Source organism: Methyloterricola oryzae (assembly GCF_000934725.1).
GTDB lineage: Bacteria > Pseudomonadota > Gammaproteobacteria > Methylococcales > Methylococcaceae > Methyloterricola > Methyloterricola oryzae.
Genome location: NZ_JYNS01000001.1, coordinates 221094 through 237371, shown reverse-complemented (window position 1 = coordinate 237371; position 16278 = coordinate 221094). Strand labels below are relative to the sequence as shown.

General features: G+C 65.0%; 12 protein-coding genes. 5 read left to right on the top strand and 7 right to left on the bottom strand.

What is annotated here, in order from left to right; translation table 11 throughout:
- Positions 1-46: 46 nt before the first annotated feature.
- The 3 genes from gshA to EK23_RS00965 all read right to left on the bottom strand — a co-directional run bounded on the left by gshA (position 47) and on the right by EK23_RS00965 (position 4352).
- On the bottom strand, positions 47-1660 hold the full coding sequence (gshA, locus tag EK23_RS00975; protein WP_045223402.1) for a glutamate--cysteine ligase: 1614 nt from the start codon (positions 1658-1660) through the stop codon (positions 47-49).
- Between the two features lie 96 nt (positions 1661-1756).
- Entirely contained in the window at positions 1757-2101 is a 345-nt protein-coding gene (locus EK23_RS00970; protein WP_045223401.1) for a DUF2782 domain-containing protein, read from the bottom strand.
- 94 nt (positions 2102-2195) lie between these two features.
- On the bottom strand, positions 2196-4352 hold the full coding sequence (locus EK23_RS00965; RefSeq protein WP_045223400.1) for an AMP-binding protein: 2157 nt from the start codon (positions 4350-4352) through the stop codon (positions 2196-2198).
- Positions 4353-4528: 176 nt separating this feature from the next.
- On the opposite strand from EK23_RS00965, the gene EK23_RS00960 reads away from it, so the two are divergent.
- Positions 4529-5629 (top strand): alpha/beta hydrolase, encoded by a 1101-nt coding sequence (locus EK23_RS00960; RefSeq protein WP_327037020.1) that lies wholly within the window; start codon positions 4529-4531, stop codon positions 5627-5629.
- 69 nt (positions 5630-5698) lie between these two features.
- A complete protein-coding gene (locus EK23_RS00955) occupies positions 5699-6529 on the top strand; it encodes an HDOD domain-containing protein (RefSeq protein WP_052807789.1) in 831 nt (276 codons plus the stop codon).
- A gap of 19 nt (positions 6530-6548) precedes the next feature.
- On the opposite strand, the gene EK23_RS00950 is transcribed toward EK23_RS00955, so the two are convergent.
- Positions 6549-8858, bottom strand: a complete 2310-nt coding sequence (locus EK23_RS00950) for a Tex family protein (protein ID WP_045223399.1) — start codon at positions 8856-8858, stop codon at positions 6549-6551.
- 136 nt (positions 8859-8994) lie between these two features.
- Between EK23_RS00950 and EK23_RS00945 the strand changes: the two genes are divergently transcribed.
- Positions 8995-10221, top strand: coding sequence for an HD domain-containing phosphohydrolase (locus EK23_RS00945; protein ID WP_045223398.1), 1227 nt, complete (start codon positions 8995-8997; stop codon positions 10219-10221).
- Between the two features lie 19 nt (positions 10222-10240).
- Here the strand turns inward: EK23_RS00945 and EK23_RS00940 are convergent, their stop codons facing one another.
- From EK23_RS00940 to EK23_RS00930, 3 genes are all read right to left on the bottom strand, one after another.
- Positions 10241-12112, bottom strand: a complete 1872-nt coding sequence (locus tag EK23_RS00940) for an Lnb N-terminal periplasmic domain-containing protein (RefSeq protein WP_158002421.1) — start codon at positions 12110-12112, stop codon at positions 10241-10243.
- A gap of 56 nt (positions 12113-12168) precedes the next feature.
- Positions 12169-12672 carry a DUF3015 family protein gene (locus EK23_RS00935; RefSeq protein WP_052807786.1) on the bottom strand — a complete coding sequence of 168 codons (504 nt, stop codon included), beginning with the start codon at positions 12670-12672 and terminating at the stop codon, positions 12169-12171.
- Positions 12673-12756: 84 nt separating this feature from the next.
- Complete coding sequence (locus tag EK23_RS00930; protein WP_045223397.1) at positions 12757-14466, bottom strand: proline--tRNA ligase; 1710 nt, start codon at positions 14464-14466, stop codon at positions 12757-12759.
- A gap of 117 nt (positions 14467-14583) precedes the next feature.
- Between EK23_RS00930 and EK23_RS00925 the strand changes: the two genes are divergently transcribed.
- Both EK23_RS00925 and EK23_RS00920 read left to right on the top strand, forming a co-directional pair.
- Positions 14584-14856 carry a hypothetical protein gene (locus tag EK23_RS00925; protein ID WP_145998518.1) on the top strand — a complete coding sequence of 91 codons (273 nt, stop codon included), beginning with the start codon at positions 14584-14586 and terminating at the stop codon, positions 14854-14856.
- A gap of 43 nt (positions 14857-14899) precedes the next feature.
- Positions 14900-16168, top strand: coding sequence for a dicarboxylate/amino acid:cation symporter (locus EK23_RS00920; RefSeq protein ID WP_045223395.1), 1269 nt, complete (start codon positions 14900-14902; stop codon positions 16166-16168).
- The last annotated feature ends 110 nt before the right edge of the window (positions 16169-16278 follow it).

Here is a 16278-nt window from a genome sequence, read left to right as displayed (position 1 = left end):
TAATGTGTGGTGGAGCGCGGTGCGACGCGGTTGCCGACTAGAGCGGTCAGCCGACGGCTCTTGATTCGGCGGGCAGGGGCTGGCAGGCCTGCTCGAAGTAGCGCCTGAGGAATTCTTCGAAGCTCAGGGTGTCGCTGGCTTCGATCTGCGCTTGCTCCTGCAGGGACTGGGCTGACTGCCGGGCGAATTCTTCGGCCCGTTCCGGGGACAAAGCCCTGGATTTCAGGCTTCGCGCATGTTCCGACGAGACTCGGACCCCGTATTCCCCGAAAGATTCCCGCCCCTGCCGCAGCTCGTCCAGCACTTTGGCGGAGGGAGTCGCGTCCGGATCACGGATGGCATGCTCCAGGCGAGCGAGGCTGCTCGTATAGGCCTGCGCCGCGACGCCCTGGTCCAGGGCCGCGGCGATGGCGGTCATTCCATCGGCGATTTCCCGGGCCCAGTCGCGCAACAGCATCTGGCCATTGCCGCGCCACAGGCTGAATCCGGGGGTGCGTCCGCAGCAGGCCACGGTCAGGGAATTGCCGGCGTAGGTCTTGCGGTCATGGCCCTGGAAGGGCGGGCTGTCCTCCAGGAGGCAATACAGCATGAAGACCTCCAGGAAGCGCAGGCCTTCCAAATCGATGCCGACGGGATGGGCGCAGCCCAAGTCGACGGAGCGCAGCTCCACGTAGCGAATGCCGCGCCGCTTCAATGCCAGGGTGGGCTTCTCGCAGGACTGGGCGATCTGTTTGGGGCGGATGGGGCTGTAATACTCGTTTTCGATCTGCAGGATGTTGGTGTTCAACTGCCGGTAGTCACCCGCGACTTTCACCCCGATCCGCTCGTATGCGTCATAAGGCGTGCTGATGGCACGGCACAGGCTGGACACGTAGTCGTCCAAGCGGTTGAAACAGATTTCCAGGCCCGCCTGGCTGTCGTTGCGGTAACCGATATCGCTCATGCGCAGGGAGGTGGCGTGCGGCCGGAACAGCGTCCGCGCGTCCAGGGCCTCGAAGCGCGCGGTCATGTCCTCGCGTCCGGCGAAGAAGGAGCGGCACAGGGCGGGAGAGGAACCGAACAGGTAGAGGATCAGCCAGCCGTGGCGGTGTACGTTGCGGATCAGGCGGAAATACTGATCGGCGATATAGGCCTGGAGCGTCTGGCGATCCCCCTCCAGTTCCTGCAGCACGGGCCACAAGGCCTCGTTGACCGAATAGTTGAAGTGAATTCCCGCGATGGCCTGCATGGCGCGGCCGTATCGCCAGGCCAGGCCGCGGCGGTAGACATGCTTCATGCGCCCGATATTGGAATTGCCGTAGGTGGCGATGGGAATGCTGGCGTCGCCTTCGATCTCGCAGGGCATGGAGGTGGCCAGGAGCAGTTCGTCGCCCAGATGCTGGTAGACATAACGGTGCAGGTCCTCGAGAAAGCCGAGGGTTTCCGCAGGGTCCTGGAAAGGGGGCGTGATCAGTTCGATCAGCGCCTCGGAATAGTCCGTGGTGATATAGGGGTGGGTGAGGGCGGAGCCCAGGGATTCGGAGTGGGGCGTGGTGGCGATGGTGCCTTGTGGCGTGATCCTGAGGCTCTCCTTCTCCAGGCCTTTCAGTCCGCCTTTAAGTAAATGCTGCTGACCGGCCTGCGCCAGGCGGCGCAGCCGGGACTCGATGCTGGTGTTCAAGGCGTTACCGTCCTGGTCGGATGATCGGGGCGTGGGGGCGATTGGAATGGGCCGGGATTATATCAGACGCGGGCCGGCGCCTCGCGCGGTTCCATATTACCAGCTGAAGAGCACCCATTGCGGGATGTTCATGCCTTCCTCCACGGTGCCGCGGCGGTGATCCATGGTGCCGTCGCCATCGGTGTCCACCAGATAGTAGGCGGGACCAATTGCCGGCTTGATTTTGACCATGTAAAGCCGGTTATGGATGCGGTATTCCTCGATGGTGTCCTTGCCGCGCTTGATGATGGTGATGTCGGGCTCCATGGTTTCGCCGCTCTCCACCGGAGGCGGCATGTCGGGCACATCGGGCACGGGAGTCAGACCCCTGGGCGGCGCTTCCTCCACCGCATGGGCCAGGCCCCAGGCCAAAAGGAGTAATAGACTGAGATGACGGGCCATGGGATTACCTTCCAGGTCTCGGGTTTCGATACGCCATCATATTACACATCGCCCTTGCTTGTCCGTGGTAATCCGGTCCCACAAATGATGCGACTCACGGCTGTTGCGGACCGGATGCCGGGAGCCGTTCCACCAGCCTCGGGTAGTCGACCTTGCCGGTGGCGAGCAGGGGCAGTTCGGCCTGCGGCAAGACGGTTTTCGGCACATGCAGTTCGCCATAGCCTTCCCGCCGCGCTTGCTCCAGAAGTGCTCCCCGCTCGGCCTCGGCGCAGGTGGTGAACAGCAGTATCTGCTCGCCCTTGCGCGCATCGGGGATGGCGATGGCGGCATGCAGGTGTTCCGGCCACAGGCGCGCGGCCAGTTCCTCCACCGCGCCCAGCGACACCATTTCGCCGCCGATCTTGGCGAAGCGCTTGGCCCGGCCGAGGATGGTGAGGTAGCCCTCGGCATCGACCTCCGCGAGATCTCCGGTGTCGTGCCAGCCAGGACCAAAACACGAGGCGGGCGGGATCACCTGGCCCGGGTTCGCGGGAAACAAATAGCCCAGCATCACGTTCGGGCCCGACACATGCAGCCGCCCGCCGCGCGCGAATCCGGGCACAGGCTCGATGCGCCAGCGGATGCCGGGCAGCAGCCGGCCCACGCTGCCGGGACGGCAATGCATGGGCGTGTTGACCGCCAGGGCCGGACTGGTCTCGGTGACGCCGTAGCCCTCCAGGACGCGCAGGCCGAACTTGTCGGACCACAGCCGGCGCGTTTCGGCCTGGAGCTTTTCGGCGCCGGCGAACACGTAGCGCACGCTATAGAAATCGTAGGGATGGGCGCTGCGGGCATAGGCGGCAAGAAAGGTGTTGGTGCCGAACAGCACCGTGGCATTGATGTCGTAGGCGATTTCCGGGATCTGCCGGTAGTGTAGGGGAGTGGGGTAGAGGAAATTGCGCATGCCCGCCAACAGGGGCAGTAGGGTGCCGGCGGTGAAGCCGAAGGAATGGAACAAGGGCAGCACGTTGAGGATGCGGTCCTGGGCGTTGAAATCCAGCTTGGCGCAGATCTGGCTGCAGTTGGCCAGCAGGTTGGCGTGGGACAGCGCCACGCCCTTCGGCGCGCCTTCGGAGCCTGAGGTGAACAGGATGAGCGCGCAGGCATCGGGGTCGCCGGACGGCTGACCCAGGCGGCGGGCATGCAGTCCCTGCAGCCAGAAACCCAGCTTGCGGGTCAAGCCAGCGCCCGCGGCGAGATCTTCCAGATAGACGGTGCGCCGTTCCGCCGCCAGTTCCTGCGCCTGTTCCTCCAGCTTGGCCAGCGCCAGGAAGCGCCTCGAACTGACGATGGTCCTGGCGTCCGCGCACTGGCAGGCCAGGCGCATGTTGCGCACGCCGGCGCTGTAGTTGAGCAGGGCCGGCACGCGGCCTGTGCGTTGCAGGCCCAGCACGCTCGCGACCGTGGCGATTCCGCTGGGTAGCAGCAAGGCGATGGTTTCCCCCGGCTTACTGACATCGGCGAGCAGGTCGCCGAGGGCGATGGCGCGGGTGATGAGTTGGTCGTAGCTGACAGGTTTGCGCTGCAGGTCTTCCAGGACGATGCGGCGCCCGCCGTGGGTGCGGCGCGATTCCACCAGGGCCTGGAACAGGGTGCGCCGGTGGTTTTCCGTGGCGAACACCATCTCGCTCATGATGTCCTCGAGCCAGGTGCCCAGCCGCCGGCGGCGTTCGTCCCCGCTGATATCCAGAGGAATTTCAGCCGTCTGCGGCGGCAGTATGTTGAGGCTGATGGCGGGGAACCAGCGGATGGGCACGATGCCGCGCAGCCGCGAGAACGGCGTGAACTGGGCGCCATCGATGCGGACGGGGAGGATGCGGGCCCCGGCGTGATCGGCCACCATGCCGGCGCCGTCGTAGATCTTCATCAGCGCGCCGGTGACGGTAATGCGCCCTTCCGGAAACACCACCGCCTTGTTGCCCTGACGGATGTGCCGTGTCAGCGCCTTCAGCGACATGGCTTGGGTCGGGTCCATGGGGAATACCCGCGCCAGCCGCAGCGCCGGCTTGACCCACCACTGCGCCGCGATGTGCGTGTTGATGGCGAAGGTGACGTCCTCGGGCAGAAAAGCCCACAGCAGCACGGGATCGAGAAACGAGGCGTGGTTGGCGACGATGAGCACCTTGTCGCCCGCCGCGCGGATGTGCTCGGTGCCGGTTACCTTGACTCTGTACATGCGCGCAAGCAACCAGCGCACCATTGTTCTGATCATGCTCACCTCCGGGGCGGCTAGTCTAGCGCAGCCGGATTACAGCATCGAGAAACGGTGTCGTGCGGCGTGAGCACCAAACAATTGACCTGGTCGGCCGAAACAGGGTCGAATGCGTTTGAAATGGGAGTGCGCTCGTCCGGCACGGTCAGAGCGGCTCCCGCTGGTGAGGCGGATACGTGAAAATCCCAAAATCCTTATGCGCCGGCTTCTGGTGGGCCGGCATCGTGCTCGCAGCCGCACTGGCCGCAGGCTGCTCGCCGCTGGTCAATCCACCCGGACAAGCAGTGAGCCCGGCGCAGCTGAAACGCTCCCACTTCGTCACCGCCGATCGGGTCGTCCTGCCCGTGCGCAGTTGGGTGCCCGCTGACGGCCAGGTGCAAAGCGTCATCGTGGCGCTGCACGGCTTCAACGACTACAGCAAATTCTTCTCCATGCCCGCGGCCTATCTCAGCGCACAGGGGGTGGCCTGTTACGCCTATGACCAGCGCGGCTTCGGCAATGCGCCGGGGCGCGGCCTGTGGTCCGGCATCGAGGCCTACACCCGCGATCTCGCCGAGTTCACCGACGCGGTACGGCAGCGACATCCGGGGGTTCCGGTCTACATCCTGGGGGAGAGCATGGGCGGCGCGGTGGCCATCGTCGCCATGACCGGAGCCAATGCGCCCCCTGCGGACGGGCTGATCCTGTCAGCGCCGGCGGTATGGAGCCGCGACACCATGCCCTGGTATCAGCGCCTGTTGCTCGGCGCGGGGGCGCGCACCGTGCCCTGGATGGAACTGACCGGCGAGGGCCTGGGCATCCTGCCTTCCGACAACATCGAGATGCTCAGGGCCTTGGGCCGCGATCCCCTGGTGATCAAGGGCACACGCATCGACGCCATGTATGGCCTGGTGGACCTGATGGATGCGGCCATGGAGCAGTCCGCACGTTTGCGTCCGGATACCCTGGTGCTTTACGGCGACCGCGACCAGGTGGTGCCCAAGGAGCCGGTGTACCGGATGTTGCGCAGCCTTCCCAAGGAAGCGCCGGTGCGGACCGCCTTCTATGCGCAGGGATATCACATGTTGCTGCGCGACCTGCATGCGGAAGCTGCCTGGCGCGATATCGCTGCCTGGCTCCGCGACCGCAAGGCGCCGTTGCCTTCGGGCGCGGACCGTCACATCCCACCGGCGCTGCGCGATGCCCTGCCGCTCACGGCCCACGCCCAGCCGGTCGTGGGCGCAGTGGACGACGGGCGCCACGGTATCGACGAAACTCCCGTCCCGGCGGTGTTCTGAGCGCGGAATGACGGAGGCTCTATACTCTGCGATGAAGCAATTGCACCCACTGCCAAGAAAGGCGCTCCCATGAAACCCGAAGACCTCCTCCAAAGCGACATCAAGCTGTTCTCCATGCCGACCATCGTCACTGAGCTCAATCTGATGGTCTCCACCGGTTCATCGCGCGAAATAGGCCATCTCATCGCCACCGACGCGGGGCTGACGGCGCGACTGCTGCGAGTGGCCAACAGCGGCTTCTACGCCAGCACCAAGGAGATCACCACCCTGGACCAGGCGGTAACCATGGTGGGGACTCGCCAGCTGGTCAACCTGGTGATGGCGACGGTGGCAGTCAACCGGTTTGCGTCCATCCGTCAGGACCTGATCGACATGGAGACCTTCTGGCAAAGCTCGGTAATCATGAGCGTCGCCGCCGACATGCTCGCGGAAGCCGCGCATTCCCGCGAGCGCGGCCCCTTGTTCCTGGCCGGGCTGCTGCACGACCTGGGTTCGCTGATCCTGTATTCCAAGGAGCCGGAGAAGTCTCAGGCGATCCTGCTCGAGGCCGAGGGGGTGAGGGCGCGACTGCCCGAACTGCAGCGGCGGGAGTTCGGTTTCACCTATGCTGACCTGGGCGCGGCCCTGGCCCGGCTGTGGAAGTTGCCTGAAACCGTGGAGTTGCTGCTGCGCCTGCAGTTGATGCCGCTCGATTCGGACGAGCACAGCCCCGAGAGCCGCCTCATGCGTCTGGCGGGCCTGGTCACCACCGGGCTGGTCGATGGCCAGGCGGTGGAGGACGTCTGCGCCGCAGCCGAACTGGAGGGCCAGGGCGCGTGCCCGTTGCCGGCGGAAGCCATCGCCCATGTGATGGACAATGTCCAGGAGCGGGCGACGCAGCTTTACGGCAGTCTGATCTGAAAAGTTTCTCGGAATTCTTTCAGGATTTCTTCAAGGCCTTGGCCCAGGCATCGGCCATGGCCCCCTGGGGTTGCGGAGCCGCCTGGGGTCGCCGCTCGCGGCCGGGAGACGGCCGGTTCGCGCCGCGATCCGGCTTGCCGCTGGGTTGACCAGCGTCGCGTCCGGGCTCGGCGTCCTTGCGCATGCTCAGGGAGATGCGCTGGCGCTGCACATCCACTTCCAGCACCTTGACCCGGACCATGTCGCCGGTTTTTACCACCTCACGGGGATCTTTGACGAAGCGGTCGGCGAGATGGGAGATGTGCACCAGCCCGTCCTGATGCACGCCGATATCCACGAACGCGCCGAAGTTGGCCACATTGGTCACCACGCCCTCCAGCACCATGCCGGGCTTGAGATCGGTGATCTTCTCCACCCCTTCCATGAACTTGACGCTCTTGAACTCCGGGCGCGGGTCGCGACCGGGCTTCTCCAGCTCCTTGAGGATGTCCGTGACCGTGGGCAGGCCGAAGCGCTCGTCCACGTAGGTTTCGGCGTTGACGCCGCGCAGGAAGGCGGCATTGCCGATCAGCTCGCGGATGTCCTTGCCGGTCTGGGCGATGATCCGGTTCACCACCGGGTAGGCTTCCGGGTGCACCGCCGAGGCGTCCAATGGGTTCTTGCCCTGCATGATGCGCAAAAAGCCGGCCGCCTGCTCGAAGGTCTTCTCGCCCAGGCGTGAAACCTTTTTCAATTCCTCGCGGCTGCCGAAGGGCCCGTTCTGGTCGCGGTAGGCGACGATGTTCTGGCCGATGCTCTGGGACAGGCCCGACACATAACGCAGCAAGGAGGCCGAGGCGGTGTTCACGTCCACGCCCACCGCGTTCACGCAGTCTTCCACCACCGCGTCCAGGCTGCGCGCCAGCTGCGACTGGTTGACGTCGTGCTGGTACTGGCCGACGCCGATGGACTTGGGATCGATCTTGACCAGCTCCGCCAAGGGGTCCTGCAAGCGACGGGCGATGGAGACGGCGCCGCGCAGGGAGACGTCCAGCTCCGGGAATTCCTTTGCCGCCAGCTCCGATGCGGAGTACACCGAGGCGCCTGCTTCCGACACCGTGATCTTGGTGAAGCTCAGCTCCGGGTGGCGCTTCATCAGGTCGGCCACCAACTGGTCAGTCTCCCGGGAGGCGGTGCCATTGCCGATGCTCACCAGTTGTACGCCATGCTGCTGGATGAGGTGGGCCAGCACGGCGATGGACTGGTCCCACTGATTCTTGGGCGCATGGGGGTAGATGGTGGCGGTCTCCAGCAGCTTGCCGGTGGCGTCCACCACCGCCACCTTGCAGCCGGTGCGGATGCCGGGGTCGAGCCCTAGGGTGGCTTTTGGCCCTGCCGGCGCCGCCAGCAGCAGGTCCTTGAGGTTGCTGGCGAAGACGCGGATGGCTTCTTCCTCGGCGGCTTCCCGCAGGCGCTGCTTCAGGTCCAGGTCGATGCGGGTGAGGATCTTCACTTTCCAGGCAAAATGCACCGCGTCCAGCAGCCAGCGGTCCGCCGCGCGGCCTTGGTCGGCAATCCCGAATGCGCGTGCCACCAGGCCTTCGCAAGTGGCATGGCTTAGGTCCTCGTCCTTGCCGACTTTCAACTGCAGGTTGAGGATATCCTCGTTGCGGCCGCGGAACAGGGCCAGGGCCCGGTGGGAGGGAATCTTGACGAGGGGTTCCTCGAATTCGAAGTAATCGCGGAACTTAGCGCCTTCGGTCTCCTTGCCTTCCACGACCCGCGAAGCCAGCAGGCCCTCGTTCCAGACCTTCTCGCGCAATTCGGCGAGCAGGGCCGCATCCTCGGCGAAGCGCTCCATGAGGATCTGGCGTGCGCCTTCGAGGGCCGCATCGGCATCCGCCACCCCCTTGGCCTCGTCCACGTAGGCCAGAGCTTCTCCCTTCGGGTTCAGCCGCGGGTCGGCCAGGAGCTTGTCGGCCAGCGGCTCCAGCCCCGCCTCGCGGGCGATCTGGGCCTTGGTGCGGCGTTTGGGCTTGTAGGGCAGGTACAGGTCTTCCAGCAGGGTCTTGCTGTCCGCCGCCAGGATCGATTGCTCCAGTTCCGGGGTCAGCTTGCCCTGCTCGCGAATGCTGGCCAGGATGGCGTCACGGCGCTCGTTGAGCTCGCGCAAATAAATTAGCCGGGTTTCCAACTGGCGCAACTGGGTGTCGTCCAGTCCCTCGGTGGCTTCCTTGCGGTAGCGGGCGATAAAAGGCACGCTGGCCCCTTCGTCCAGCAGGGCCACGGCCGCCCGCACCTGTCTTTCCCGGCACCCCAGCTCCTCAGCGAGTCGCGCGATCACATCCATCAAAAAACACCTTGTCTGGTTGGTATTGGCGCTATAGTTTAACCGCATTCGGCCTTGGGCCGGGCAGCGGTGCGGGCGCCGCGTTTAAATCCGGGCCTTGGGTTCCGGCGGGTTCAAAGATTTCTGGAAAGCGGGCATGAGCATCAATACCCGGCGTCTGGCTCTGGCCATCGCCAATGCAGTGGACCTGGTGGGGGTGGACGACACTGCTCACGGCAAGCGGGTCGGCATCATGGCACGGGAGTGCGCGAGCGTCCTGGGTTTTCCCCAGGCGGTGTGCGACCGTCTCTTCGAGGCGGGCCTGATCCATGACTGCGGCGTGTCTTCCACCCAAGTGCACCGCATTTTGGTGACCGAGCTGGATTGGGAGGGCGCGCAGGCCCATTGCGATCTGGGCGCCAGGCTGGTGGCGGGATTCGGGCCCATGGCGGACCTGGCGCCTATCGTGCAGTTCCACCACACCCATTGGAACGAGTTGCCGGATTCCCTGGACCCGACGCTCGCCCTGCATGCCAACCTCATCTACCTCGTGGATCGCGTCGACATGCTGGCGGCTGCCTATCTTCGGGGTAATCAGCAACTGTTGCACGCGGAGGAGATTCGCTCGCGCATTGCGTCTTTCTCTGGCACTTTCTTTGCACCAGAGTTGGTGGATTCCTTCCTCGAGACATCTTTCCCGGAAGCCTTCTGGATGCTGCTGGCCCCGGACAACATCAGCCAGTATGTCAATGAAATGGGGGATGAGGACGGTCTTGAGATCATCGATCTGAACCAACTGAGGCAGTTTGCCGCCATCATCGCCCACATCGTCGATGCCAAGTCGCATTTCACCGTGGAGCATTCCGAGGGGGTGGCCCGATTGTCGCGCTACCTGGCGGAGTGTCTCGGGCTGAGCGCGGAGTGCTGTGACAAGATCGAGATTGCGGGGCTGATGCACGATATCGGCAAACTGCAGATTCCCGACGAGATTCTGGAGAAGCCGGATATCCTGAGCCCCTCCGAGCGCACCCTGATGAAAAGCCACAGCTTCGTCACCCTGCAGATCCTGAAGCAGATCGACGGCATGGACGACATCGCGCAATGGGCTTCCTACCACCACGAATCCATCAACGGCACCGGCTATCCCTTTCACCTGGAGGGCGATGAATTATCCATCGAGGCCCGCATCATACGCGTCGCCGACATCTACCAGGCCATGGCCCAGCTCCGTCCCTACCGGCTGGCGCCGACCGCGCCCGATGTCATCCTGGGCGTCCTACGGTCCATGGTGCGCGATGGGCATATCGATGGCCGCGTGGTCGATCTGGTGGCGGAGAACCTGGCCTATTGCCATGGCCTCGCCGTGGCGGCGCCATCGACCTGAACACGGCCTAATGCGGCGATCAGAAATAGCGCATCAGGCTGAAGCCGACTTCGCTGGCGGAGCGGTCTTGCCCCTGTTCGCGGCTGAGGCTGAAGGACAGCGCCAGATCGCGTCCCAGGTTTATGGCATGGCGCAGGGATAGCTTGCCGCCGCAGTAGGCGCTCCCGATCAGGTAGCAATCCAGTTCGAAAGCCGCCATCCCCTGACCACCCAGACCGCGATAGAGCCAGCCGGCCCGGGGCCCCAAGCCGATCTGCGCCCCGCTTTCCAATCCGCCACCCGCGTCCAGCCGGGCGCCAGCCATGGCATAGGCAATCCCGCCCGCAAGAGGGTAGGACCAGCCCACCTCGCCGCTCAGGCTGCCCAGCAAGGGACGGCTGTCTCGCATCAGCCTGCGATAGGCGCCCAAACCGATGGACCAGGACAGCGGCTGGATGAATTCGCTGCGCGGGCTGAGGGAGCGGATGTTCACCGCGTCCAGACGCTCCAGTTGCAGACGGTTGTCCTCGTAATAGCGCAGGCTCCCGTCCAGCAGCGCGATCTGCGCGCCCGGCCGGTAGCCGGGCCAGGGATCGGTGAGTTCATGGTAGGCCGAGCGCAGGCGTATTTCGCCGTAGGCGCGATGATCGTAAAACCCCGCTCCCAGCCCGAAGGCAGCCGGTTTGTGGCCCTGATCGTCGCGCACGGCGGGGGCTTGCGGGGCCTTTAGTGGCGAGGCGGCGGCGATGCGGCTGCGCGCCCGCAGCAGGGCCAGGGAGGATTTGGCCGTGGCATCGCGCTCCAGTTTGTCATCCAGGGCGCGGAAGCGTTCCGACTCATAGGCGGTTTCCAGCACTGCCGCCTGCCGCATTGGCGCCAGCCGCGTCAGTTCAGTGTCGTCCGGGGATGTGTCGCCATGCTTCAGTCGCTTGGCGAGTCGACGCTCGGCGTTACCGAGTTGATCGGCGTGAGCGGTGAGCACGGTTGCGGCCGATGGCCGGTAGCGGGTGTCGGCCACCAGTTTGGCGGCGACGATGGCGCGCACGGTGTCGGCGGGGATTGCCCGCCAGGGGAACTCTGCACGCAGCCGAAGGCCGGTTCGGGCCACGTCCAGCAGAGCCAGGAGGCGGTACGAGCAATTCTCGCCGATGAAATAGTAGTCGAAGCGCACCGGCTGCAGTTCGAAGCTGTGGTCCACCAGTTGCGCCACTTCGGCCGGGCTCAGGTTGAGGCGGTATTCCCAGATGTCCCGGTTCTCGAAGTCCCGGTATTCCTTGATCTTGTCGTAATAGGGCCTGACCCCCAGGACGCCCGGATAGCCGCCGAACAGTCCGCGATAGGCATAGAACAGTTCGTTTTCGTCCACCGCCTCGGCGGCGTAATTGAGGGTGTAGGCGAGAAGCGCGCTGGAATCGGTCTGGCCCTCCCGATCCAAGCGCAGGAAGGTGTGGCCGAACATAGAGGAAGGGCTGTTGAGGTAGGCGGTGGGGAAGATCAGGCTGACCTCGTGCGCCTTCAGGGTACTCCGCCATTCGGCCAGGGCCTTGCAGCGGCGTTCGGGCAAGTCGAAGTGCAATCGCTGCTGCAGCCAGCGGGCCCGCGCAGGAAAGCGGCACTGCGGGTGCCGGTCGCCGCTCCCAGGGCTGAGCAGCGCTGCCAGCGTGGCGTTAAGTTCTGCCGCAGGGTCGGCCTTGCCTTGGGCGGCGAGGAAGAATCCGGGGTCGTCGGCGTCGCTAGCGTAACCAGCGCCCAGCCAGTTGCGACGGTAATGGCCCAAGGCCAGCCAGGCTTCGTCGTGGGCAAGGTCCAGGCGCTCGGCCCTTTCCTGCAAGGGTCGGGCTTCGGGCAAGGCCCCGGCTACGGTCGGAAGCAGCAGGCAGACGCACAGCAGCCAGCGTGCCGGGGCGCTCATGTGGCAGGGAACAGCCTGCGCCGCCATCGGGCGGCGCGCCGGTGAGAGGGGCGGAATCAGCCCGCGTACTTGGACAGGGCCGGATCGGCCTTGAGCAGGGCCTGCAGCGTATCCATGACCTGATCGCTGGTCACCGCCTCGTTGGGATAGAGCCTATCGAAATGGCTTTTGGCCAGCGCGTTGAAGGCGGGGCGGTCCGCCGCCGCGACCCCCATCACCTCGGACAGTCCGTCCAGGGTTTCGCCCTCGCCGCGTGCGATGTCCTCGGCCAGCTTGGTCATGTTGGCGCTGATGTAGACACGCCCGCCCTTGTAGCGGATGGGCTGGCTGGGGTCGCAACCCAGGGTGCCGGAAGACATGCCGAAGGTGGCATTGCCGAAGCTGCCATTGGTGGTCATGGCGAAGATGTGGGCGCCCACGCCGGAATTGCCGTCGAACAACAGGGAACCCCAGCCGCAGCCGCCGGCGCCATCGCCGCGGTTGGACGTGCTTTGCGGTGGCGCCGCGTTGACGAGCAAGGGGGCGGCCAGCATGAGACTGGCGAAAGCGAGTTTCTGCATTTTGTCTCTCCTTAGCGTATGTGTGAGCTGCTGTGGTTTAAATACCAGATTTGCCGGGAACAAGACAATCGGCGCATCTACCTCTCAGGCACCGGCCTTGGCGCGCAGGAAGTCGATGATCCCGGACAGGGGCACGTTCTCGCTCTGGGCGTCACGCCGACCCTTGTATTCCAGGGTGCCGGCGTCCAGGCCCTTGTCGCTGATGACCACGCGGTGGGGTATGCCAATGAGTTCCATGTCGGCGAACATGACGCCGGGACGGGCCTTGCGGTCGTCGAACAGCACGTCGAAGCCGGCTCCCCGCAGTTCCTGGTAGAGCTTCTCCGCCGCTTGTTGCAGACGCTCCGAGGTGTGCATGTTCATGGGCAACAGGGCAACCTGGAAGGGGGCGAGCGCCTCGGGCCAGATGATGCCGCGCTCGTCGTGGTTCTGCTCGATGGCGGAGGCCACCACGCGGGAGACGCCGATGCCGTAGCAGCCCATGATCATCACCTGGTTCTGCCCCTGCTCATTGAGCACGGTGGCGTTCATGGCCTGGCTGTACTTGGTGCCCAACTGGAAGATATGACCCACCTCGATGCCGCGGGCGATGCGGAGTGTGCCGATGCCGTCTGGGCTGGGGTCGCCGTCGACTACGTTGCGGATGTCCGCAACGACGGCGGGCGCGGGCAGGTCGCGTCCCCAGTTGACGCCGGTCAGGTGGTAGCCGTCCTCGTTGGCGCCGCACACGAAGTTCACCAGGGCTGCGGCGCTGCGGTCGGCGATGACCGGAATGCGCAGGCCCAGCGGCCCCAGCGAGCCCGGCCCGCAGCCTGCGGCCTCGCGCACTTCGGCCTCGCTGGCGAAGCGCAGCGGGCTGGCCACCGCCTCCAGCTTGGCGGCCTTGATGGCGTTGAGTTCATGGTCGCCGCGCAGCAGCAAGGCCACTACGCCGCCTTCGCTGCCCGCCACCAGCAGGGTCTTGAGGACGCGCTGCGGCTCCAGCTTGAGAAAGGCGCTGACTTCCTCGATGCTGTGCTGGCCGGGCGTGGCCACCTTGCTCATCGCGGCCGGCGCCTCGGAGGGCGCTGCCAGGGTCAGGGCCTCGGCCTGCTCCACATTGGCGGCATAGCTGCTCTCGTTGGAGAAGGCGATGGCGTCCTCGCCGGAGTCCGCCAGCACGTGGAATTCATGGGAGTGGCTGCCGCCGATGGCGCCGGTGTCGGCCAGTACCGGGCGGAACTTCAGCCCGAGGCGGGTAAATATCTCGCTGTAGGCGGCATACATGGCATCGTAAGTTTGCTGCAGCGAGCCCTGGTCGAGATGGAAGGAATAGCCGTCCTTCATCAGGAACTCGCGGGCGCGCATGACGCCGAAGCGCGGCCGGATCTCGTCGCGGAACTTGGTCTGGATCTGGTAGTAGTTGACCGGCAGTTGTTTATAACTTTTGATCTCGCCGCGGGCCAGTTCGGTGATGATCTCCTCGTGGGTGGGGCCCAGGCAGAACTCGCGCTCGTGGCGGTCCTTCAGGCGGCACAGTTCAGGGCCGTATTGCTCCCAGCGACCGGATTCCTGCCACAGTTCGGCGGGTTGCACCACCGGCATGGACACCTCGAGCGCGCCGGCACGGTCCATTTCCTCGCGCACCACGCGCTCCACCTTGCGCAGCACCCGAAGGCCCAGGGGCAGCCAGGTATACAGGCCAGCCGCCAGCTTGCGGATCAGGCCAGCCCGCAACATGAGCTGATGACTGACGACCTCGGCGTCGGCGGGTGTCTCCTTGAGAGTGTTCAGGGGAAATTGGCTGGTGCGCATGGATGCCCTTTCGGCGTATGTGTGAATGTTGGCGTATCATTCTACCTGCTGCCGGTGTCCCGGTCAGCCCGAGGCAGCTCACGCCGCCGCAGTGTGGCCCAGCAGAGGGAGAAAAGGATGAAGCGAGCATCGCCGATGGCGTCAGCGGAAGATGGCCCTGGGGATCTGGTGCTGAGCAGCGCCGAAAAGGCCCAGGTTGCTCAAGTGGCCCGCGAACTGGCGGCGCTGATGGAACTGCCGGACGATCCCAGGATCCTGACGGCGGCTTACGACATACTGCGCTTGTTCGTCGTGGATGGCCACATGCCGGTGCCGGTGGCGATCGATACCATGAGCCGCAGTCTCAGGTTGACGCTGGAGCGATTGGCGCAGCAGGAGTCGCAGCACTGAAATCCTGCGCCGACATTATTCCCACGTTCCCGCACCCTGAACCATGAGCCTGTCCAATACACACCGCCCGCCCTTCTACCGACATCTGTATTTCCAGGTGATCGCCGGCGTGCTGCTGGGCATCGCCACCGGCTGGCTCTATCCGCAGTTGGGGGAGCAGTTGAAGCCCCTGGGCGACGGTTTCATCAAGCTCATCAAGATGCTCATCGCGCCCATCATCTTCACCACCATCGCCCTCGGCATCGCCCACATGGGCGATATGCGCAGGGTCGGCCGGGTCGGCTTGAAGGCGCTGATATATTTCGAGTTGGTGACCAGTCTGGCCCTGGTCATCGGTCTGGTGGTGGTGAACGTGCTCAAACCCGGCGCCGGCATCGGGGCCGATGTCAGGACCCTGGATGCGACCTCCGTGGCCGCCTATGCCGAGGGCGCGAAACACCTGAGCGCGGTGGATTTCGTCCTCAACATCATCCCGGACAGCGCCGTGGGCGCCTTCGCCAAGGGCGAGATCCTGCAGGTGTTGCTGTTCTCGGTGCTGTTCGGCTGGGCCCTGGGTGCACAGGGAGAGAAGGGGCGCGCCGTCACGGAACTGCTGGAGCGGATCTCCGCCACCCTGTTCGCGATGATCAACATGGTCATGCGGCTTGCCCCTCTCGGGGCCTTCGGCGCCATGGCCTTCACCATCGGCAAATACGGCATCGACACGCTGTTGTCCCTGGGCAAGCTGATGCTCAGCGTCTACCTCACCTGCGGCCTGTTCGTGACCCTGGTGCTGGGCCTGATCGCCCGCCTCAGCGGCTTCAGCCTGTGGCGGCTGATCCGCCACATCGGCGAGGAAATCCTGCTGGTCTTGGGTACCTCGTCCTCGGAATCGGCCCTGCCGCGCTTGATGGAAAAACTGGAGGCCTTCGGCTGCTCGCGCACCGTCGTCGGCCTGGTGGTGCCGACCGGCTATTCCTTCAACCTGGACGGCACGTCCATCTACCTCACCATGGCCGCGGTATTCATCGCCCAGGCCACCGATACCGAGCTGACCCTCTGGCATCAGTTGACCATCCTCGCGGTGCTGCTGCTGACCTCCAAGGGGGCGGCCGGCGTCACCGGCAGCGGCTTCATCACCCTGGCGGCGACCCTCTCGTCCGTGGACGTGCTGCCCGTGGCGGGGCTCGCCTTATTACTCGGCGTTGACCGCTTCATGTCCGAGGCGCGCGCCATCACCAACCTGATCGGCAATGCGGTGGCCACGGTCGTGGTAGCCAAGTGGGAGAAGTCCTTTCGCACACCAGTCGCGAGCGAAGACGGTGGAGCGTAGCCACGAGGCGACGCCGTGCGGTGCGCGAAGCGCTTTCATGGTGCATATAAACGATGGGCGGTGGTTGAATTAAACCACTGGTGGCGGTTAGGGACAGGCCTTGATGGCGC

Excerpts from the sequence above, each read along its gene's own strand:
- EK23_RS00970 (WP_045223401.1), bottom strand. The coding sequence starts at position 2,101 with ATGGCCCGTCATCTCAGTCTATTACTCCTTTTGGCCTGGGGCCTGGCC.
- EK23_RS00965 (WP_045223400.1), bottom strand. The coding sequence starts at position 4,352 with ATGATCAGAACAATGGTGCGCTGGTTGCTTGCGCGCATGTACAGAGTC.
- EK23_RS00955 (WP_052807789.1), top strand. The coding sequence starts at position 5,699 with ATGAAACCCGAAGACCTCCTCCAAAGCGACATCAAGCTGTTCTCCATG.
- EK23_RS00950 (WP_045223399.1), bottom strand. The coding sequence starts at position 8,858 with ATGGATGTGATCGCGCGACTCGCTGAGGAGCTGGGGTGCCGGGAAAGA.
- EK23_RS00945 (WP_045223398.1), top strand. The coding sequence starts at position 8,995 with ATGAGCATCAATACCCGGCGTCTGGCTCTGGCCATCGCCAATGCAGTG.
- EK23_RS00940 (WP_158002421.1), bottom strand. The coding sequence starts at position 12,112 with ATGAGCGCCCCGGCACGCTGGCTGCTGTGCGTCTGCCTGCTGCTTCCG.
- EK23_RS00935 (WP_052807786.1), bottom strand. The coding sequence starts at position 12,672 with ATGCAGAAACTCGCTTTCGCCAGTCTCATGCTGGCCGCCCCCTTGCTC.
- EK23_RS00930 (WP_045223397.1), bottom strand. The coding sequence starts at position 14,466 with ATGCGCACCAGCCAATTTCCCCTGAACACTCTCAAGGAGACACCCGCC.
- EK23_RS00925 (WP_145998518.1), top strand. The coding sequence starts at position 14,584 with ATGAAGCGAGCATCGCCGATGGCGTCAGCGGAAGATGGCCCTGGGGAT.
- EK23_RS00920 (WP_045223395.1), top strand. The coding sequence starts at position 14,900 with ATGAGCCTGTCCAATACACACCGCCCGCCCTTCTACCGACATCTGTAT.